Genomic DNA, 19,835 nt, shown 5'->3' with positions numbered 1-19,835 from the left:
GCCGCCTTCACCGGACGGCGTCTCTATTTCCTGATGGGGAAACAGCATGGCCCGAATTCTGATTGTCGATGATTCGCCGACAGAGATGTATCGATTGACCGAATGGCTCGAAAATCACGGCCACCAGGTGCTCAAGGCCGACAATGGCGCCGACGGCGTGGCCTTGGCCCGTCAGGAAAAACCCGACGCCGTGCTGATGGACATCGTCATGCAAGGCATGAATGGTTTCCAGGCCACCCGCCAGTTGAGCAAGGATGACGAGACCCGTCACATCCCGGTGATCGTGGTGACCACCAAGGATCAGGATACCGATCGCATCTGGGCCCTGCGCCAGGGCGCCCGGGACTTCCTCACCAAACCGGTGGAAGAAGACGCCCTGATCGCCAAGCTGCAAGAAGTACTCGGCGCTTGACCACCCGCCCCCAGGGCGCGTCGCTGACCGCCTTCGAGCTGTTGCTGGACATCGACCGGCGCTGCCGCCTGCTGGTGGCCGACCAGCCACCGCAGGACATCCGCCTGCAGCAGTGGAGTGGCATCGGTTTTCGCATCGCCGGGCAATGGTTCGTCGCGCCCATGGGCGAGGTCGCCGAGGTGCTGCGCGAGCCCCGCAGCAGCCGGGTGCCGGGCGTGCAGCCCTGGGTCCGCGGGGTGGCCAACCTGCGCGGGCGACTGTTGCCGGTGATGGACCTGTGCGCGTTTTTCGGCCTTGGCCCGGCGGCGGCGGGCAAGCAACGGCGGGTGCTGGTGCTCGATCACGAGGAGTTGTTCGCCGGGCTGCTGGTGGACGAGGTGGTGGGTCTGCAGCACTTCGCCCTGAGCAGCCTCGAGCTGTCGCCGCCGCAGCCATTGATCCGCGCGGCCGCGCCCTTCGTGCAGGGCCATTTTCCCCGTGAACGCAACTGGGCGATCTTCAGCCCGTTCGCCCTGGCCCAGGCCCCGGGTTTTCTCGATGTGGCGTTGTAGAGGATTTTCGACGTGAACAAGCCAGGACCTTCCGTAGCCACCGCCGGCGTTTTGCCAGCCGCCGTGGCCCAGCGCCCGCGCAGCACCGCGCAGATCACCGTGCTGTTCGTGGTGCTGATCCTGTCGATCGTCCTGCTGTTCGCCAACTTCGCCTACCTCAACACCCAGGCCAACCACGACAAACAGTACATCGGCCATGCCGGCGAGCTGCGCGTGCTGTCCCAGCGCATCGCCAAGAACGCCACCGAGGCGGCGGCGGGCAAGGCACTGGCGTTCAAGCTGCTCAGCGATGCGCGCAACGACTTCGAGCGGCGCTGGAGCTACCTGCGCGAGGGCGACAAGACCACAGGCCTGCCCGCCGCGCCGGTGACGGTGCGCGACGAGATGGACGCGGTGCGCCAGGACTGGGAGAACCTGCGCAAGAACACCGACACCATCCTCGCCAGCGAACAGACCGTGCTGTCGCTGCACCAGGTCGCGGCCACCCTGGCCGAGACCGTGCCGCAATTGCAGGTCGAGTACGAGAAGGTGGTGGAGATCCTGCTGCAGAGCGGCGCGCCGGCCAATCAGGTGGCAGTGGCCCAGCGTCAGCTGCTGCTGGCCGAACGCATACTTGGTTCGGTCAATACCGTGCTTGCCGGCGACGAGACCTCGGTGCAGGCCGCCGACGCCTTCGGTCGCGACGCCAGCCGCTTCGGCCAGGTGCTCGAAGGCATGCTCGCCGGCAATCCGGCGATCCAGGTCACCCGGGTCGAGGACGCCGATGCCCGGGCACGGCTGGCCGAGATTGCCGAATTGTTCCAGTTCGTCTCGGGTTCGGTGGACGAGATCCTTGAAACCTCACCCGAGCTGTTCCGGGTGCGCGAGGCCGCCGGCAATATCTTCAGCCTGTCGCAGACCCTGCTCGACGAGGCCTCGCACCTGGCCAACGGCTTCGAGAACCTGGCCGGTGGGCGCACCCTGGACACCGTCGGCGGCTACGTGCTCGGCCTGCTGGCGCTGGCCTCGATCATCCTCATCGGCCTGGTGATGGTGCGCGCCACTCACCGCCAGCTGCGCGAGACCGCCGAGAAGAACGAACGCAACCAGCAGGCGATCATGCGCCTGCTCGACGAGATCGAGGAGCTGGCCGACGGCGACCTGACCGTCACGGTGTCGGTCACCGAGGACTTCACCGGCGCCATCGCCGACTCGATCAACTACTCGGTCGACCAACTGCGCGACCTGGTCGCCACCATCAATCACAGCGCCGAGCAGGTCGCCGCCGCCGTGCAGGACACCCAGAACACCGCCCGCCAGTTGGCCAAGGCCTCCGAGCACCAGGCCGAGCAGATCAGCGAGGCCTCCGAGGCGGTGGGCGACATGGTCGAGTCGATCGACCGGGTCTCGGCCCACGCCTATGAATCGGCCAAGGTGGCCGAGCGCTCGGTGGCCATCGCCAACAAGGGCAACGAGGTGGTGCACAACACTATCCACGGCATGGACAACATCCGTGAGCAGATCCAGGACACCGCCAAGCGGATCAAGCGCCTGGGCGAGTCGTCCCAGGAGATCGGCGACATCGTCAGCTTGATCGACGATATTGCCGAGCAGACCAACATCCTCGCCCTCAACGCGGCGATCCAGGCCTCGCTGGCCGGCGAGGCTGGTCGCGGCTTCGCCGTGGTCGCTGACGAGGTGCAGCGCCTGGCCGAGCGATCCTCCTCGGCGACCCGGCAGATCGAGGCGCTGGTGCGGACCATCCAGGTTGACACCAACGAGGCGGTGATTTCCATGGAGCAGACCACCGCCGAAGTGGTGCGGGGCGCGCGCCTGGCGCAGGATGCCGGGGTGGCCCTGGCGGAAATCGAGGGCGTTTCGCAGACGATGGCTGAACTTATCCACAGTATCTCCGACGCCGCCCAGTTACAGACCTCCTCGGCGGGGCAAATTTCCCACACCATGGCGGTGATCCAGCAAATCACTGCGCAGACCTCCGCCGGCTCCGGCGCCACTGCCGACAGCATCCGCCACCTGGCGCGCATGGCCAGCGAGATGCGCCGCTCGGTGTCCGGCTTCACCTTGCCCAAACCGGTGGAGCGCTCGTGAACGAGGCGAACCTGAACGCGCCCGGCGAGCGTCACGACACAGTGGCCCTGGCCTGGACCAAGGCGCCGATTCTTGATTGCCTGGGGCAGGCGCGCCAGGCCCTGGAGCGCTTCTCGGCGGAGCCGGGCGACCTGTCGATGCTGGCGTTCTTCGTCGACAACCTGCACCAGGTCCACGGCTGTCTGCATATGCTCGCGCTGCCGGGCGCGATGCGCCTGGCCGAGGAGCTGGAACTGCTCGGGCGGGCCATGGCCGACGGCCAGGTGAGCCCGCGTGGCGATTGCCTGGGCGCGTTGTTCCGTGGGCTCGAGCAATTGCCGCCGTACCTGGATCGCCTGCGTGGCGCGCGTCACGACTTGCCACTGGTGGTCATGCCGCTGCTCAACCAGCTGCGGGTCTGCCGTGGTGCCGAACCCCTGGCCCAGGGCAGCCTGCTGGGTGACCTGGGGCAGCGGCTGGCCGGTGCGGCGGACCTGGCCAACCTCGACCTGTCCCTGGGCAGCTGGCGCGAGCACATGCAGGCCGGCCCCGGGCGCGACGCGCTGCGCTCGGTGGTGATGGCCCTGTGCGACGACCTGATGCGCATCAAGGACCGCCTCGACCCCTTCGTCGGTGGCGAGCGATCGCCCAGCGAGCCACTGGAGGCGCTGCTGCCGTCCTTGCGGCATGTGGCCGATACCCTGGCGGTGCTGGGCTTCCAGCAGCCGCGGCGGGTGATCATCGATCAGGTGCTGGCGTTGCAGGCACTGGTCGAAAAAGACGGCGCCGTGGACGAGGCGGTGCTGATGGATGTCGCCGGGGCACTGCTGTATGTCGAGGCCACCCTCAACGGCATGGTCGGTCCGCTGGAGGAAATCAGCCCCGGCAGCCTGCCCGGCTCGGACCTGGCCGAAATCCGCCAGCTGGTGCTCAACGAATCGCTCAACGTGCTGCAACAGTCCAAGGACCTGATCGGCGATTGCCTGGAGTCCGACTGGTCACGCCAGCGTCTGCAAGCCCTGCCCGGGTTGCTGCAACAGGTGCGCGGGGCGCTGGCGATGCTGATGCTGCCAGCCGCCGCCGAGGTGTTCGCCGGTTGCGCGGGCTATGTGCAAGGCTGGCTGGTGCACCTGGAGGATGAGCCGCAAGCGGACGAACTGGCGCACCTGGCCGATGCCCTGAGTGCCGGCGAGGCCTGGCTGCAATGGCGGGTGGCCGATCCGCTGGCCGACGCCCAGTGCTTCATCGACATGGCCCACGCCAGCTTGTCCGCGCTGGGCGTGCAGTGCGTGCGCGACACGTCAGTCGCGGGCGGTGAGCAGGCGCTGGATGGTATCGACGATGAGTTGCGCGAGGTGTTCCTCGAAGAGGCTGGCGAGCTGCTCCCGGAAATCGAGCGCCAATGGCTGCGCTGGCGAGCCGACAACGGCCTGCGCGAGGCGTTGATCGAGGTGCGCCGGGCACTGCACACGCTCAAGGGCAGCGGGCGGATGGTTCATGCCGAAGCCGTGGCCGAGCTGGCCTGGGGCGCCGAGCACCTGCTCAATCGGGTGCTGGAAGGGCGCATCGTGCTCAGCGCCGAAGGCCTGGTGGCCCTGCAGCAGGTGTTCGTGCGCCTGCCCGACCTGCTCGCTGATTTCGCCGCCAGCCAGTTGCCGCCCACGGCCGAGATCGAGCAGCTGGCCGGGCACCTGCATGCGCTGGCGCTCAACGACACGCCGGTCAGCGCCAGTATCGATGGCCTCGATCCGCACTTGCTTGAGATCTTCCGCAACGAGGCCCAGGGCCATTTGGCCGGGCTCGATGGGTTCCTGCAGACGGCCGCCGGCCAGGGCATCGCGGTCAACGACAGCCTGCAACGCGCCCTGCACACCCTCAAGGGCAGCGCTGCCATGGCCGGCGTGATGCCGGTGGCGGAGCTGGCCACCGCCCTCGACCGCCTGGTGCGTGAATACAAGGGGCACCAGTTGCCCCTGCAAGTGGCCGAGATCGAACTGCTGGAGGCGGCTCGCTCGCTGTTGCACCTGGGCCTGGCCCAGCTGGGCAGCACGCCGCTGGCGCCGATCCCCGGGGCCGCCGGGCTGATCGAACAGGTCGGGCAGACGGTTGACGTCCGGTTGGCCCAACTCCAGGCCGAGCCGCATCCGCCGCGCCGGCTCCGGCGCGATCCGCAGCTGACGGCCACCTTCCTGACCATGGGCATGGATATCCTGCTCGATGCCGAGGCGCGGCTCGCCAACTGGCAGGGCGATCCCACGCAACACCATGAGTTGCACCTGCTGCTCGAGGAGATGACCACCCTCGGTCACGGCGCGCACCAGGCCGAGCTGTGGCAGGTGGATGAGGTCTGCGAAGGGCTGCTCGACCTGTACGGTGCGGTGGAGGAGGGCAGCCTGGCCGTCACGCCGCGCTTCTTCGCCGTTGCCCGGCAAGCCCATGAGGCGCTGCTCGACCTGTTCGACGAGATAGCCGCCGGCCAGGACCCGAATCCCCGGCCCGAATGCCTGGCGGCCCTGCATGGCCTGCTCGATGATGCCCTCGACCCTGCAGCATTGGGTTTGGTCGGGGCGAACGGCGTCACGGTGCTTACGGCTCCAGGCGAGTTGCCGGACCCGGCGCTGGTCGAGCTGTTCCTCGAAGAGGCCGGGGATATCCTTGACGGTGCCGACCAGGCCTTGCGGCAATGGAAGGCCGATCCGGACAGCCTGTCGCCGCTGTCGGCGCTGCAGCACGATGTGCTCACCCTCAAGGGCGGGGCACAGATGGCGGCGATCGGCGCCGTCGAGGTGCTGGCCCAGGAGCTGGCGCTGCTCTACGAAGGCTTGGTGGACCGCCGGCTGGGTGCCAGCCCGGCACTGTTCGAGCTGCTCCGGCGCAGCCATGACGCCCTGGCCGAAATGCTGCGCAGCCTGCGCGAGGGCCAGGCACCGCTGTCGGCGGTGGCGTTGCTGGGCGAATTGCGTGAGTTCCGCCACAGCGCCCCGCCTCCCGTCACCTCCGAGCCGCAGGACGACAACGAAGAAACCGAGAGCGACAAGGAACTGCTGGAGGTCTTCCTCGAAGAGAGCTCCGATATTCTCGAGAGCGCGGCCGAGTCCCTGGCGCGCTGGCAGGCCGATCCGCGCAACACGGTCGAGGTGGAGAACCTGCTGCGCGACCTGCACACGCTCAAGGGCGGCGCGCGCATGGTCGAGATCACCGCCATCGGCGACCTCGCCCACGAACTTGAATTCCTCTACGAACTGCTGGCCGCCGGACGCCTGCCGTCGACGCCGGCCTTGTTCAGCCTGCTGCAGAACTGTCATGACCGCCTGGCGCACATGCTCGACGCGGCGCGCCTGGGCGAGCCGCTGCATACAGCCACGGCGCTGATCGACTACATCCGCAACTTCTCCAGCGCCGCGCTGACCGACAGCGTGGCCGGCCAGCCCCAGGCCGAACCAGCTCCCGCCGAGGCCACGGCTGTCGCTCCCGAGCGGGCGGGCGACATGGTCAAGGTCGATGCCGAGCTGCTCGACGACCTGGGCAACCTGGCCGGTGAGCATTCGGTGATCCGCGGGCGCATCGAGCAGCAGGTCAACGATGCGCAGTTCGCCCTCAACGAGATGGAGACCACGCTGGAGCGCATGCGCGATCAGCTGCTGCGCCTGGACATCGAGACCCAGGGGCGGATTTCCAGCCGTCACCAGTTGGAGGGTGACGCCTATGACGATTTCGACCCCCTGGAGATGGACCGCCATTCCCAGCTGCAGCAATTGTCGCGGGCGCTGTTCGAGTCCACCTCGGACTTGCTCGACCTCAAGGAAACCCTGCTGCAGAGGGCCCAGGAAGCCTACAGCCTCCTGCAGCAGCAGGCGCGGGTCAACAGCCAGTTGCAGGAGGGCCTGACCGCCACCCTGATGGTGCCCTTCGAGCGTCTGGTGCCCCGTTTGCAGCGGGTGGTACGGCAGGTGGCCAGCGAGCTGGGCAAGCAGGTCGAACTGGTGGTCGGCAACGCCGAGGGCGAGCTCGACCGCAGCGTGCTCGAACGTATGGTTGCGCCCCTGGAGCACATGCTGCGCAATGCCGTCGACCATGGCCTGGAAGCTCGCGAGGCGCGCCTTGCGGCCGGCAAACCGGAGCAGGGCACCATCCACCTGAACCTGCTGCACGAAGGTGCCGACATCGTCATCGAGATGAGCGACGACGGCGCCGGGGTACCGCTGGAGGCGGTGCGCAACAAGGCGATCAAGCGTGGTCTGCTCGATCCGCAGGCGCGCCTGAGCGACCACGAGATCCTGCAGTTCATCCTGCGCCCCGGTTTCTCCACGGCCGAGAAGATCACCCAGATCTCCGGGCGCGGCCTGGGCATGGACGTGGTCCATGAAGAGGTCAAGCAACTGGGCGGCTCGATGAGCATCGAGTCCAGCCCCGGCAAGGGCGCGCGTTTCCTGATCCGCCTGCCGTTCACCGTGTCGGTGAACCGGGCGCTGATGGTGCACGTGGAGGACGAGCAGTACGCCATCCCGCTGAACACCATCGAGGGCATCGTGCGCGTGCCGCCGGCGGAGCTGGAGGCCTGTTACCGGCTCGACCCGCCACGCTACAGCTATGCCGGCCACGATTACGCGCTGCGCTACCTCGGCGACCTGTTGCAGGGCGGCGGCCAGCCCGGGCTGCTGGGGCAGAGCGTGCCGTTGCCGGTGCTGCTCACCCATTCACACGAGCAGTCGTTCGCCATCCATGTGGACAGCCTGTCGCCCAGCCGCGAGATCGTGGTCAAGAGCCTCGGCCCGCAGTTCGCCGCGGTGCCGGGGCTGTCTGGCGCCACCCTGCTGGGGGACGGGCGGGTGGTGCTGATTCTCGACCTGCTCGGCCAGTTGCGCGGCCAGCAACGGCGCCTGGCGCGCCTGCCGGGCGTGGCCGAGGGGGCGCATGGGCTGACTGGCCCGGTGCCCCGGCGGCCATTGCTGGTGATGGTGGTGGACGACTCGGTGACCGTGCGCAAGGTCACCAGCCGCCTGCTCGAGCGTCACGGCATGAGCGTGCTGACGGCCAAGGACGGCGTCGATGCCATGGCGCTGCTCGAGGAGCACCGTCCGGATGTGCTGTTGCTGGATATCGAGATGCCGCGCATGGATGGCTTCGAAGTGGCCACGCGGATCCGCCGCGATGAACGCCTGAGCCAGCTGCCGATCATCATGATCACCTCGCGTACCGGCCAGAAGCACCGCGACCGGGCCATGGCCATCGGCGTCAATGAATACCTCGGCAAGCCGTATCAGGAATCGGTGCTGCTGCAGAGCATCGCCCACTGGAGCAAGCCCCATGCTTGAACATATTGCCGGCCAGCGCAGCAGCCTGACCGGGTTGCTGCTGCCCCTGGGCGACCGCACCCTGGTGCTGCCCAACGTGGCGGTGGCCGAGCTGATCGGTCACCGTGTCATCGCCTGCGAACCGGGGGAGCCGGCCTGGCACCTGGGCTGGGTGAACTGGCGCCAACAGCGGTTGCCACTGATCGGCTTCGAGGCCGCGTGTGGCGGGCAGACTTCCTGCGGGGAGCGGGCGCGGGTGGTGGTGCTCAACGCCCTGGGGGATACCGGGCTGCGCTACCTGGCGCTGCTGCTGCAGGGGATTCCGCGCTCGTGCAAGCTCGACAGCCAGCTGAATTATGTCGATGTGCCGTTGGCAGGGCTGGAGCTTGCGGCGGTGCAGGTGGGCGAACAGGTGGCGCGGGTGCCTGACCTGGCGGGGTTGGAAAGATTGGTGCGTGACGCGCAACTGCAACCTGTAGCCGATTAGGATGGTGTCTGGGCGGGCCCTATCGCGGGGCAAGCCCGCTCCCACGACAAGGTGTGGGAACGGCCTTTCAGGAACCCGAGCGGCGTAGCGAGGTCTTTGCTTGCATGTACCATGGTGAACGTTTCAACGCCTGGACCCACCTGGTCGGTGCGGTCCTGGCCTGCATTGGCGCGGTCTGGCTGATTGTCGTGGCCGGTCTGCAGGGTGATCCCTGGAAGATCGTCAGTTTCTCCATCTACGGCTTCACCCTGCTGTTGCTCTACAGCATCTCTACCCTCTACCACAGCACTCGCGGGCGGGCGAAGCGCATCATGCGCAAGCTCGACCACCTGTCGATCTACCTGCTGATCGCCGGCAGCTACACGCCCTTCTGCCTGGTCAGCCTGCGCGGGCCCTGGGGCTGGAGCCTGTTCGGGGTGGTCTGGGGGCTGGCGTTGGTCGGCATGTTGCAGGAGATCAAGCCGCGCTCGGAGGCGCGGATCCTGTCGATCGTCATCTACGCGCTGATGGGCTGGATCGTGCTGGTGGCGGTCAAGCCGCTGCTGCACAGCCTGGGCGGCGCCGGCTTTGCCTGGCTGGCGGCCGGCGGCGTGTTCTACACCGTCGGCATCATTTTCTTTGCCTTCGACAGCCGGTTCCGCCACTGGCATGGCATCTGGCACCTGTTCGTCATCGCCGGCAGCCTGATGCACTTCGTCGCGGTGTTCTTCTACGTGTCCTAGAAGTCGCCCCACAACTGCTGCGCCACCGACAGCGCCACTACCGGCGCGGTCTCGGTGCGCAGTACGCGAGGGCCAAGGCGGGCGGCGTGGTAGTTGCTGGCCTTGGCCTGTTCGACTTCCGCGTCGCTGAGGCCCCCCTCCGGGCCGATCAGGAAGGCCAGCTTCGCTGGTTTTTCATGGCTGGTCAGCGGCTCGGCCACCGGGTGCAGCACCAGCTTGAGGTCGGCCTCGGTGCCCTTGAGCCATTCGGCCAGGGTGACCGGCGGGTGGATCACCGGCAGGGTCGAGCGGCCGCACTGTTCGCAGGCACTGATCGCCACCTGGCGCCAGTGGGCCAGGCGCTTGTCGGCGCGCTCGTCCTTCAGGCGTACTTCGCAGCGTTCGCTGACGATCGGGGTGATTTCGTTGACGCCCAATTCGGTGGCCTTCTGGATCGCCCAGTCCATGCGCTCGCCGCGGGACAGGCCCTGGCCGAGGTGAATGTGCAGCGGCGAGTCGGCCTGGCCGGGGAGGGCCTGGTCGAGGCTGACGCGTACGCTTTTCTTGCCCACCTCTAGCAGTTGGCCGAGGTATTCCTGGCCGCTGCCGTCGAACAGCTGCACGGCGTCGCCGGCGGCCATGCGCAGCACGCGGCCGATATAGTGGGCCTGGGCTTCGGGGAGCTCGTGCTCGCCGAGGCCAAGCGGGGCGTCGATGAAGAAGCGGGAGAGTCTCATGGTTCTACTCGGAATCTGAATGGGGGCAACGTCCCTGTAGGAGCGGCCTTGTGTCGCGATAGGGCCGCAAAGCGGCCCCGGCAATTTCTGCTGCGAAGCTGAAAACCTGGGGCTGCTGCGCAGCCCTTTCGCGACACAAGGCCGCTCCTACAGGGGGCCGTGTGAAGGCTTGGGGCCTAGCCCGGATCGCGGAAATCGGGGTGGAAGTCGGCCGGCACCGCCACGCTGACGCTATCGCGGGTGGCAATGTCGATCCCTTCGCTGGCCACCTCGGCCAGGAAGTCGATCTGCTCCGGGGTGATCACGTAGGGCGGCAGGAAGTACACCACGCTGCCCAGCGGACGCAGCAGCGCGCCCCGGCTCAGGGCATGCTCGAAGACCTTCAGGCCACGGCGCTCCTGCCAGGGGTAGGCGACTTTGCCGGCCTTGTCCTGGACCATCTCGATGGCCAGGGCCATGCCGGTCTGGCGGATCTCGGCGACATGGGCGTGATCGGCCAGGTGCGCGGTGGCGCTGGCCATGCGCACCGACAGGGCCTTGTTGGCCTCGATGACGTTGTCCTGCGCGAAGATGTCCAGGGTCGCCAGGGCTGCGGCGCAGGCCAGCGGGTTGCCCGTGTAGCTGTGCGAGTGGAGGAAGGCGCGCAGGGTCGAGTAGTCGTCGTAAAAGGCCTGGTACACCTTGTCTGTGGTCAGGCAGGCGGCCAGGGGCAGGTAGCCGCCGGTCAGGGCCTTGGACAGGCACAGGAAGTCCGGGCGGATGCCGGCCTGTTCGCAGGCGAACATCGTGCCGGTGCGGCCGAAGCCCACGGCGATCTCGTCGTGGATCAGGTGCACCTCGTAGCGGTCGCAGGCCTCGCGCAGCAGTTTGAGGTACACCGGGTGGTACATGCGCATGCCGCCGGCACCCTGGATCAGCGGCTCGACGATGACTGCGGCGATGCTGGCGTGATGTTCGGCCAAGGTCTGTTCCATGGCCGCGAACATGTTTCGCGAATGCGCCTCCCAGCCCATGCCTTCGGGGCGCAGGTAGCAGTCCGGGCTCGGCACCTTGATGGTGTCCAGCAGCAGCGCCTTGTAGGTCTCGGTGAACAGCGGCACGTCACCCACCGACATCGCCGCGATGGTCTCGCCGTGGTAGCTGTTGGTCAGGGTGACGAAGCGTTTTTTCTGCGGTTTGCCGATGTTCTGCCAATAGTGGTAGCTCATCTTCAGCGCCACTTCGATGCAGGAGGAGCCATTGTCGGCGTAGAACACCCGCTCCAGGCCGGCCGGTGTCATCGCCACCAGGCGTTCGGACAGCTCGATCGCCGGCTGGTGGCTGAAACCGGCGAGGATCACGTGCTCGAGCTGGTCGACCTGGTCCTTGATGCGCTGGTTGATGCGCGGGTTGGCATGGCCGAACACATTGACCCACCAGGAGCTGACCGCGTCCAGGTAGCGCTTGCCCTCAAAGTCCTCGAGCCACACGCCCTCGCCGCGGCGGATCGGGATCAGCGGCAGCTGCTCGTGGTCTTTCATCTGGGTGCAGGGGTGCCACAGGACCTTGAGGTCGCGTTGCATCCACTGTTCGTTGAGGCCCATGGGCACTTCTCCTGGCGTTACGGCTCGGTTTGACCGCGTAAGCCTAAGCAATGCCGGAAGGCAGGACAACCGCTCAGTGACGCCAGGCCGGGCGCCATTCCAGCTGGCGTATGTGCACGGTGCACAGCGGCAGGGTGGAGAGGACCAGGCGATCCAGGGGGCCGGGCACGTCGTGCCAGAAGGAGCCGAGCGTGGCGGGACCGGGCATGAACTCGGTGTAGTCATGGTCGCGTAAGGTCAGCCAGTAGGCGGTCGAAACGGCGCTGCCTAGCGTATTGATCTCCACTTCGAGCAGCAGGCAATCGACCGTCTGGCCGAAGATGATCTCGATATCGCACTGGCCTCGGACGACCAGTTCCGTACCGCTACGCCCTTCGTCGGTCTGGTAGCGCGAACTGTAGGCGGTGCCATTGGAGATGATGCTCAGGCCCGTGGGGGTGCGCCAGGTGATTTCCGGCATCGGTGCCAAGGGCTGCCACCTGGCAAAATCTTCCGTGTAGATCACCGCTGTTTCTCCGGCCTGATTCTGGAGTGCGAGCCAAGCCTGCCTGCCCTTGCGACAAACGGCTACTGACAAAATTACCAGTTGCCAAAAGCACTTGATGTCACTGCGGTGGCAGGGTGGGCAGAGGTGACGTATTCTTAACGCATCTCTCCCGGGGCATTCTTCCCCGTCTCTTCTATCGCTTCTCTAACCGGAGTTCGCCATCATGGCTGCTGCTTGGGTGCGCCTGTGCGCGTTGGTATTGATCGGGGTGTCCAGCGGTGCCGCGCTGGCCAAGGACAAGACGGCGATCGTCGTCGGTGGTGGCCTGGCGGGCCTGACCGCGGCCTACGAGCTGCAAGGCAAGGGCTGGCAGGTCACCTTGCTCGAGGCCAAGTCAGGGATGGGCGGGCGTTCGGGGCTGGCCACCAGCGAGTGGATTGGCAACAGCAAGACCCAGCCGGTGCTCAACCAGTATCTGGAGCAGTTCAAGGTCGGCACCTTGCCGGCACCGGAGTTCGTGCGTAACCCCGGCTACCTGATCGACGGGGAGTATTTCAGCGCCGCCGACCTCGCAACCAGGCAACCGGCCACCGCCGAGGCCCTCAAGCGTTATGAGAAGACCCTCGACGACCTGGCCCGCTCCATCGAGGACCCGTTGAACCCGGCGGCCAACAGCACCCTGTTCGCCCTTGACCAGATGAACGTGTCCACCTGGCTGGACAAGCTGCAACTGCCGGCGACCGCCCGTCAGCTGGTCAACCAGCAGATCCGCACCCGTTACGACGAGCCATCGCGCCTGTCGCTGTTGTATTTCGCCCAACAGAGCCGTGTCTACCGCAACGTCAGCGACCGCGACCTGCGCGCCGCGCGCTTGCCGGGCGGCAGCCCGGTGCTGGCCCAGGCGTTCGTCAAGCAGCTCAAGACCATCAAGACCAGCTCGCCGGTCACCGCCATCGTCCAGGACAAGGACGGGGTGACGGTCAAGGTCGGTGCCGTGGGTTACAAGGCCGATTACCTGGTCATGGCCGTGCCGCTGCGGGCCCTGGCCAAGATCCAGATGACCCCGGGCCTGGACAACCAGCACCTGGGCGCCTTGAAGGGCACCAACTACGGCTGGCGCGATCAGCTGATGCTCAAGTTCAAGAACCCGGTATGGGAAAGCCGTGCGCGCATGTCCGGCGAGATCTTCTCTAACACCGGCCTGGGCATGCTGTGGATCGAACCGGCGCTCAAGGGCGGCGCCAACGTGGTGATCAACCTGTCCGGCGACAATGCTCGCCTGTTGCAGGCCTTCGGTGACAAGCAGATGGTCGACCAGGTGCTGATCCGCTTGCACGCCTTCTACCCGCAGGCCCGTGGCGCCTTTACCGGTTACGAAGTGCGCCGTTACAGCACTGATGCCGGTATGGGGGGCGCCTACCTGGCCTACGGCCCTGGGCAGATCAGCAAGTACTGGCGCCTGTGGGAGCGTCCGGTTCAGCGCATTGCCTTTGCCGGCGAGCATACCGACGCGCTCTACCCCGGTACCCTCGAAGGCGCCCTGCGCAGCGGCCAGCGCGCCGCGAGCCAGGTTCAGGACCTGGCTGCGGGCAAATCCTTCGACCCGGCCAAGGCCGCACCGGTTGCCGCCGCAGCCGCTGCGGGCGCGGTCGTGGCGAAGGACAAGGGCGGGTTCTTCTCCAACCTGTTCGGTGGTGGCTCCGACAAGGCCCCGGCCAAGGCGGAGCCTGTGAAGGTCGAGGAGGCCAGGCAGGACAAGCCAGGCTTCTTCACGCGTCTGTTCGGTGGTGCTGACAAGCCAGAGGTCAAGGCCGCGCCGATCGCCAAGGCCGAGGAGATTGCGCCGGTGCCTGCCGCGGCCCCCGCGCCTGTCGCTCCGGCGCCTGTGGCCAAGGAGGAACCGGTGAAGCCGGCCGCCACCAAGCCAGCCCCAGCCAAGCCTGCGGCCAAGCAGGCGCACAAGCCCGCCGCCAAGCCGGCGCCGGTGAAGAAGGCCACCGCCAAGTCGGAACCGGCCAAGAAGCCAGTGGTCAACAGCCAGGCCAAGGCCGGCTGATCTTTCGACAGGCAATTGCCCTGTCTCCTGTGGGAGCGAGCAAGCCCGCTCCCACAAATTTGCCGACGGTGGCAAGCTCCTACCAAACGACTATCGTTAATGTTTCCTTAATAGGAAGCTTGCACACTAAATATCGGGTTTTTAGATAATCCGAAGCAATTTTTTACGCTTTTATTCGATGCGTTACGCGCTAGTCTTGTGCACAGCTTTCACGGGGAAACACGCCAATATGCAACTGCGCAACTCATCTTCCCGCTATGGCCTGGTCAGCATCGTCTTGCACTGGGGCGTGGCGCTGGCGGTCTTCGGCCTGTTCGGCCTGGGCCTGTGGATGGTCGGTCTCGACTACTACAGCCCTTGGCGCAAGACCGGGCCCGATCTGCACAAGAGCATCGGCCTGGTGCTGCTGGCCGCCATGCTGCTGCGCGTACTCTGGCGTTTCATCAGCCCGCCACCGCCGGCGCCGGCCAACCATGGCAAGGTCACCCGCCTGGCCGCCAAGCTGGGCCACCTGGCGCTGTACCTGGGCCTGTTCGCGGTGATGGTCGCCGGCTACCTGATTTCCACCGCCGACGGTGTCGGCATTCCGGTGTTCGGCCTGTTCGAAGTGCCGGCGCTGATCAGTGACCTGCCTGACCAGGCCGATACCGCGGGGGTGATCCACCTGTGGCTGGCCTGGGGCCTGGTGATTTTCGCGGTGCTGCATGCCCTGGCGGCACTCAAGCACCATTTCATCGACCGTGACGCGACCCTGACCCGCATGCTGGGCCGTAAAGCTTGACTCTCAACCTCAATTGCAAAGGAAGGAAGTAAGGATGTTGAAAAAGACTTTTGCCGCTCTGGCGCTCGGTACCGCCCTGATCTCCGCCGGCCAGGCCATGGCCGCCGAATACAAGATCGACAAGGAAGGCCAGCACGCGTTCGTTGACTGGAAGATCAGCCACCTGGGCTACAGCTTCATCCACGGCACCTTCAAGGACTTCGACGGCAACTTCACCTGGGACAGCGCCAAGCCCGAGGCCAGCAAGATCAGCGTCGACCTGAAGACCGCCAGCCTGTGGTCGAACCACGCCGAGCGTGACAAGCACATCGCCAGCAAAGACTTCCTCGATGTGAAGAAGTACCCCGATGCCAAGTTCGTCTCCACCAGCGTCAAGTCGACCGGTGAGAAGACAGCCGACGTCACTGGCGACCTGACCCTGCACGGCGTGACCAAGCCGGTCACCTTCAAGGCTGTGTTCAACGGTGAAGGCAAGGACCCGTGGGGTGGCGAGCGTGCCGGCTTCAACGCCAAGACCACGCTGAACCTGAACGACTTCGGGATCAAAGGCCCAGGCCCGACCTCCCAGACCCTGGATCTGGATATCAGTGTCGAAGGTGTGAAGCAGAAGTAATTCGCTACGCCGGAAACAAAAACGCCGCCCACTGGGCGGCGTTTTTGTTTGGCCTTCATTCGGTCCTTATCGCGGGTCTGACCCGCGATTGCGCTCTCAGCCCTTGCGGGTCAGCAGCGCCGGACGCTCACCGCGTGGGCGGCTCGGCAGGTCGTCCAGCTGCTCGGGCGTCGGGTAACGGTCGAGCTTGGATTCCTTGCGAATGATCACCGGTGCGCTTTGCGATTCACGCGGGTTGCGCACGGCGGGTTCCTGGCGAGCCGATTCGTCACGGCGGTTACGGCCACCGTTGTTGTCACGACGAGCGCCGCCATTGCTGGCACCACCGTTGCGTGGGCGTTTTTCACCCGAGCCCGAGCCCTGGCCTTGGCGCTGTTGGCCATTGCCACGGCCTTGACCTTGCGCCTGGCCACCGCTGCTGCGTTGGCCTTGACCTTGTCCGCCATTGCCACCCGGGCGACGGTTGCGGCCCTGGTTCTTGGCGTTCTGGTAAGGGCTGACGTAGTCGGCGCGGTTGCCGAAGTTATCCACATCGTCGTCCAGGAACTCTTCCGGGTCGCGATTGGCGGGGGCCGAAGGGGTGGCCTTCTGCCCTTGTGCGGCCTGCTGCTGGCGTGGTTTCTTGTCACGCGGTTTGCGCTGCTGCTGGCCTTGTTGCTGCTTGTCGCCGGCCTTTTCCTTGTCGGCCTGCTTCTCGCCCGCAGGCTTGTTGCGGCCTTTGTCCTTGCCCTTGTCCTTGCGCCCGCCACTGCCTTCCTTGCCGCCTTCGCCGCGAGGTTGCTGGTTGCGGCCACCGCGGCCAGTGTTCTGCTGGCGCTCGCGGACTTCCGGCTTCTCGGCCTCGACCTGGGAGGCGTCGAAGCCCATCAGGTCGCCATCCGGGATCTTCTGCTTGGTGACGCGCTCGATGCTCTTGAGCAGCTTCTCTTCGTCCGGGGCGACCATCGAGATGGCCTCGCCCGAGCGACCGGCACGGCCGGTGCGGCCGATGCGGTGAACGTAGTCTTCCTCGACATTGGGCAGCTCGAAGTTGACCACGTGGGGCAACTGGTCGATGTCCAGGCCGCGGGCGGCGATGTCGGTGGCGACCAGCACGCGCACGGTATTGGCCTTGAAGTCGGCCAGGGCCTTGGTGCGGGCGTTCTGGCTCTTGTTGCCGTGGATCGCCGCAGCGGTCAGGCCGTGCTTTTCGAGGTACTCGGCCAGGCGGTTGGCGCCGTGCTTGGTGCGGGTGAACACCAGTACCTGTTCCCAGGCACCCAGGGTAATCAGGTGCGCCAGCAGGGCACGCTTGTGGCTGGCCGGCAGGCGGTAGACGCGTTGCTCGATGCGCTCGACGGTGGTGTTCGGCGGCGTGACCTCGATACGCTCGGGGTTGTGCAGCAGCTTGTCGGCGAGGTCGGTGATGTCCTTGGAGAAAGTCGCCGAGAACAGCAGGTTCTGGCGCTTGGCCGGCAGGCGTGCCAGCACTTTCTTGACGTCGTGGATGAAGCCCATGTCGAGCATGCGGTCGGCTTCGTCCAGCACCAGGATCTCGACCCGCGAGAGGTCGACGCTGCCCTGGCCGGCCAGGTCGAGCAAACGACCCGGGCAGGCGACCAGGACGTCGACGCCCTTGGCCATGGCCTGGACCTGCGGGTTCATGCCGACACCGCCGAAGATGCAGGCGCTGATGAAGTTCAGGTCGCGGGCATAGACCTTGAAGCTGTCATGCACCTGGGCGGCCAGCTCGCGGGTCGGGGTCAGCACCAGCACGCGCGGCTGGCGCGGGCCGTGGCGTTGCGATTTGTCGGGGTGGCCACCTGGGAACAGGCGCTCGAGGATGGGGAGCGCGAAGCCGCCGGTTTTACCAGTACCTGTCTGGGCGGCGACCATCAGGTCGCGACCTTGCAACACGGCGGGAATGGCCCGCTGTTGCACCGGAGTGGGCTGGGTATAGCCCGCTGCCTCGATAGCGCGGACAAGAGCCTCGGAGAGACCGAGGGAAGCAAAGGACATGGGCAATCCTGTTCTCGTGGGGGCTGGGCCCGATGGGGTGTTCTGCCTGGCGCGACGGGCATCGGAAGGATGCGATCGCGTCCGGTCCAGCTGGGCGTTCACGGCGCATCCTGGAGCCTGCGGGCGGCGCGCAAGGTGCGCTGCTGCGGGTCGAGATGCCTGTTGCGAGGCCGAGCGTCCGGGCGTGAGCCTGGCGGGAAGGCCCGAGTATAACAGAGCAATCAGGGTGTGCTGCGTTCCTGCTGCTCAACGGCGAAAGGAAAATCGCGATTGCCCAGGTAGCGGGCGTTGATCGCCGCGTAGGCCGGCTCCTGCTTGAAGCGTCGCAGTTCATCACTGAACGCCTGTGCCAGCTGCTCGCGGCCGGGCTTGCGGGCCAGCCCCAGGTACTGCGGACGGCGGCTGATCACCAGGGGCAGCGCCTCGACGGTCTGCTCCAGGCCCAGCTGGCGGCTGACATAGCCACCCACCCGGCGGTCGGTCACCAGCAGGTCGATGCGCCCGAGCGCCAGCTTGCCGAAGTTGGCTTCGTGGCTGGGCGCAGGCTCGCGGCGGAACAGCGGCGATTCGGCGAAGTTGCCGTCATAGACATAGCCAGGCGAGGTGCCCACGGTCAGCCCGGCCAGGTCTTCGAGGCGCTCGACCGGGTGGGGGCGTGAGCGGGCCTGGTAGAGGACGAACTCGACTTCTGACATGGGCTCGTCCGGGTAGACCAGGTAACCCTGGCGCGAGTCGACCCGGAAAATATCCATCACCGCGTCCGCCAGGCCCTGCTCGATCATGGCCAGGCAGCGCCGCCAGGGCAGGAACTGCCATTGCACCTCGACGCCCAGACGCTTGAACACCTCGTTGGTGACTTCGTAGTCGATGCCTTTGGGCTGACCGTTTTCCTGGTAGAGGTATGGCGCCCAGTCGTCGCTGACGATGCGCAGGCGTTCGGCATGGGCCAGCGGGCTCAGGCCGGCGAGCAGCAACAGCAGGAGAGGGAGAATGAGCGTGCGCATGGCGGGAGAGTACGCTGCGAGCCCGTGCAAGGCCAGTGAGCACTGGTCGCGGGGGCCTGCGGTACAAGCGCGAATGAACAAGGCTTTGACCTGCGCCAAAGCCTTGTCCACGACCATCAGCGTGGCAGCTTCAGGTTGTTCCAGATCGCCAGGCTCGGTTCGGCCTGGTTGAGCGTGTAGAAGTGCAGGCCCGGTGCGCCGCCTTGCAGCAGTTGTTCGCACATGCGGGTGATCACTTCCTCGCCGAAGGCCTGGATGCTGGCGGTGTCGTCGGCATAGGCTTCCAGCTGCTTGCGGATCCAGCGCGGGATCTCGGCGCCGCAGGCGTCGGAGAAGCGTGCCAGCTTGCTGTAGTTGGTGATCGGCATGATGCCGGGCACCACCGGGATGTCCACGCCCAGCTGCTGCGCACGCTCGACGAAGTAGAAATAGCTGTCGGCGTTGAAGAAGTACTGGGTGATGGCGCTGTCGGCACCGGCCTTGACCTTGTGCACGAAGTTGGCCAGATCCGCCTCGAAGTTACGCGCCTGTGGGTGCATCTCAGGATAGGCGGCCACTTCCAGGTGGAAGTGGTTGCCGGTTTCCTGGCGGATGAACTCGACCAGGTCGCTGGCGTAGCGCAGCTCGCCGCTGGCCGCACCCATGCCGGATGGCAGGTCGCCGCGCAGGGCGACGATGCGCTTGATGCCGGCGGCCTGGTACTCGGCGAGCAGGGCGCGCAGGTCGTCCTTGCTGTCACCCACGCAGGACAGGTGCGGAGCGGCCGGGACCTTCACTTCGCTTTCCAGCTGCAGCACGGTGTTCAGCGTGCGGTCGCGGGTCGAGCCACCGGCACCGTAGGTGCAGGAGAAGAAGTCCGGGTTGTAGCTGGCCAGCTGGCGGGCGACGCCCATCAGCTTCTCGTGGCCGGCATCGGTCTTGGTGGGGAAGAACTCGAAACTGTAGCGGCGTTCTTGTGACATCTCTCGTTCCTTCGGCGGCGCGCCCAGGGCGGCTACCTGCAAATAAAAGCCAGGACGGTTGGGGCCGGCCTGGCTCGGACATCGGTTCGACGCGTTGCCAGC

At 66.3% G+C, this 19,835-nt stretch carries 15 protein-coding genes; 9 read left to right on the top strand and 6 right to left on the bottom strand.

Annotation, left to right across the window (positions count from 1 at the left end):
- The first annotated feature begins 46 nt into the window (after positions 1-46).
- From pilH to trhA, 6 genes are all read left to right on the top strand, one after another.
- Positions 47-412, top strand: coding sequence for a twitching motility response regulator PilH (gene pilH / locus ACZ899_RS17095; protein WP_234561933.1), 366 nt, complete (start codon positions 47-49; stop codon positions 410-412).
- Complete coding sequence (locus ACZ899_RS17090; RefSeq protein ID WP_232856275.1) at positions 409-963, top strand: chemotaxis protein CheW; 555 nt, start codon at positions 409-411, stop codon at positions 961-963. Before pilH ends, ACZ899_RS17090 begins: the two co-directional genes overlap by 4 nt.
- A gap of 51 nt (positions 964-1,014) precedes the next feature.
- Entirely contained in the window at positions 1,015-3,051 is a 2,037-nt protein-coding gene (locus ACZ899_RS17085) for a methyl-accepting chemotaxis protein (RefSeq protein WP_203652715.1), read from the top strand.
- Positions 3,048-8,345, top strand: coding sequence for an Hpt domain-containing protein (locus ACZ899_RS17080; protein ID WP_234561931.1), 5,298 nt, complete (start codon positions 3,048-3,050; stop codon positions 8,343-8,345). The genes ACZ899_RS17085 and ACZ899_RS17080 overlap by 4 nt, the downstream gene beginning before the upstream one ends.
- Entirely contained in the window at positions 8,338-8,811 is a 474-nt protein-coding gene (locus tag ACZ899_RS17075; protein WP_234561929.1) for a chemotaxis protein CheW, read from the top strand. The genes ACZ899_RS17080 and ACZ899_RS17075 overlap by 8 nt, the downstream gene beginning before the upstream one ends.
- Positions 8,812-8,915: 104 nt before the next feature.
- Positions 8,916-9,533: a PAQR family membrane homeostasis protein TrhA gene (trhA, locus tag ACZ899_RS17070; RefSeq protein ID WP_203648298.1), complete on the top strand. Its 618-nt coding sequence runs from the start codon at positions 8,916-8,918 to the stop codon at positions 9,531-9,533.
- Here trhA and ACZ899_RS17065 read toward each other — a convergent pair.
- The 3 genes from ACZ899_RS17065 to ACZ899_RS17055 form a co-directional block, all read right to left on the bottom strand.
- Entirely contained in the window at positions 9,530-10,249 is a 720-nt protein-coding gene (locus ACZ899_RS17065) for a 16S rRNA (uracil(1498)-N(3))-methyltransferase (protein ID WP_203648296.1), read from the bottom strand. The two genes, trhA and ACZ899_RS17065, sit on opposite strands and share 4 nt — an antisense overlap.
- Before the next feature lie 176 nt (positions 10,250-10,425).
- Positions 10,426-11,832, bottom strand: coding sequence for an adenosylmethionine--8-amino-7-oxononanoate transaminase (locus ACZ899_RS17060; protein ID WP_234561927.1), 1,407 nt, complete (start codon positions 11,830-11,832; stop codon positions 10,426-10,428).
- 73 nt (positions 11,833-11,905) lie between these two features.
- Positions 11,906-12,301 (bottom strand): hypothetical protein, encoded by a 396-nt coding sequence (locus ACZ899_RS17055; protein ID WP_203648292.1) that lies wholly within the window; start codon positions 12,299-12,301, stop codon positions 11,906-11,908.
- Positions 12,302-12,542: 241 nt separating this feature from the next.
- Between ACZ899_RS17055 and ACZ899_RS17050 the strand changes: the two genes are divergently transcribed.
- The 3 genes from ACZ899_RS17050 (at position 12,543) to ACZ899_RS17040 (ending at position 15,769) form a co-directional block, all read left to right on the top strand.
- Positions 12,543-14,375, top strand: coding sequence for a flavin monoamine oxidase family protein (locus tag ACZ899_RS17050; protein ID WP_234561925.1), 1,833 nt, complete (start codon positions 12,543-12,545; stop codon positions 14,373-14,375).
- A 229-nt stretch (positions 14,376-14,604) separates the two neighbouring features.
- The gene (locus tag ACZ899_RS17045; RefSeq protein ID WP_069016035.1) at positions 14,605-15,156 is read left to right on the top strand and encodes a cytochrome b; all 552 of its coding nucleotides are present in this window, start codon (positions 14,605-14,607) and stop codon (positions 15,154-15,156) included.
- 34 nt (positions 15,157-15,190) lie between these two features.
- Positions 15,191-15,769: a YceI family protein gene (locus ACZ899_RS17040; RefSeq protein WP_203648287.1), complete on the top strand. Its 579-nt coding sequence runs from the start codon at positions 15,191-15,193 to the stop codon at positions 15,767-15,769.
- Between the two features lie 96 nt (positions 15,770-15,865).
- On the opposite strand, the gene rhlE2 is transcribed toward ACZ899_RS17040, so the two are convergent.
- The 3 genes from rhlE2 to metF all read right to left on the bottom strand — a co-directional run bounded on the left by rhlE2 (position 15,866) and on the right by metF (position 19,733).
- Positions 15,866-17,767, bottom strand: coding sequence for an RNA helicase RhlE2 (rhlE2, locus tag ACZ899_RS17035; RefSeq protein ID WP_234561923.1), 1,902 nt, complete (start codon positions 17,765-17,767; stop codon positions 15,866-15,868).
- 221 nt (positions 17,768-17,988) lie between these two features.
- A complete protein-coding gene (locus ACZ899_RS17030) occupies positions 17,989-18,771 on the bottom strand; it encodes a substrate-binding periplasmic protein (RefSeq protein ID WP_234561921.1) in 783 nt (260 codons plus the stop codon).
- Between the two features lie 116 nt (positions 18,772-18,887).
- Positions 18,888-19,733, bottom strand: a complete 846-nt coding sequence (metF, locus tag ACZ899_RS17025; RefSeq protein WP_203648281.1) for a methylenetetrahydrofolate reductase [NAD(P)H] — start codon at positions 19,731-19,733, stop codon at positions 18,888-18,890.
- Positions 19,734-19,835 lie beyond the last annotated feature (102 nt).

This window comes from Pseudomonas sp. TE31087 (assembly GCF_057284075.1).
This window is presented reverse-complemented; position numbering and strand designations above follow the sequence as displayed.

Bases quoted from the DNA above. Each gene is read 5' to 3' on its own strand.
- pilH (WP_234561933.1), top strand. From the start codon at position 47: ATGGCCCGAATTCTGATTGTCGATGATTCGCCGACAGAGATGTATCGA.
- ACZ899_RS17075 (WP_234561929.1), top strand. From the start codon at position 8,338: ATGCTTGAACATATTGCCGGCCAGCGCAGCAGCCTGACCGGGTTGCTG.
- trhA (WP_203648298.1), top strand. From the start codon at position 8,916: ATGTACCATGGTGAACGTTTCAACGCCTGGACCCACCTGGTCGGTGCG.
- ACZ899_RS17065 (WP_203648296.1), bottom strand. From the start codon at position 10,249: ATGAGACTCTCCCGCTTCTTCATCGACGCCCCGCTTGGCCTCGGCGAG.
- ACZ899_RS17060 (WP_234561927.1), bottom strand. From the start codon at position 11,832: ATGGGCCTCAACGAACAGTGGATGCAACGCGACCTCAAGGTCCTGTGG.
- ACZ899_RS17050 (WP_234561925.1), top strand. From the start codon at position 12,543: ATGGCTGCTGCTTGGGTGCGCCTGTGCGCGTTGGTATTGATCGGGGTG.
- ACZ899_RS17045 (WP_069016035.1), top strand. From the start codon at position 14,605: ATGCAACTGCGCAACTCATCTTCCCGCTATGGCCTGGTCAGCATCGTC.
- ACZ899_RS17040 (WP_203648287.1), top strand. From the start codon at position 15,191: ATGTTGAAAAAGACTTTTGCCGCTCTGGCGCTCGGTACCGCCCTGATC.
- rhlE2 (WP_234561923.1), bottom strand. From the start codon at position 17,767: ATGTCCTTTGCTTCCCTCGGTCTCTCCGAGGCTCTTGTCCGCGCTATC.
- ACZ899_RS17030 (WP_234561921.1), bottom strand. From the start codon at position 18,771: ATGCGCACGCTCATTCTCCCTCTCCTGCTGTTGCTGCTCGCCGGCCTG.
- metF (WP_203648281.1), bottom strand. From the start codon at position 19,733: ATGTCACAAGAACGCCGCTACAGTTTCGAGTTCTTCCCCACCAAGACC.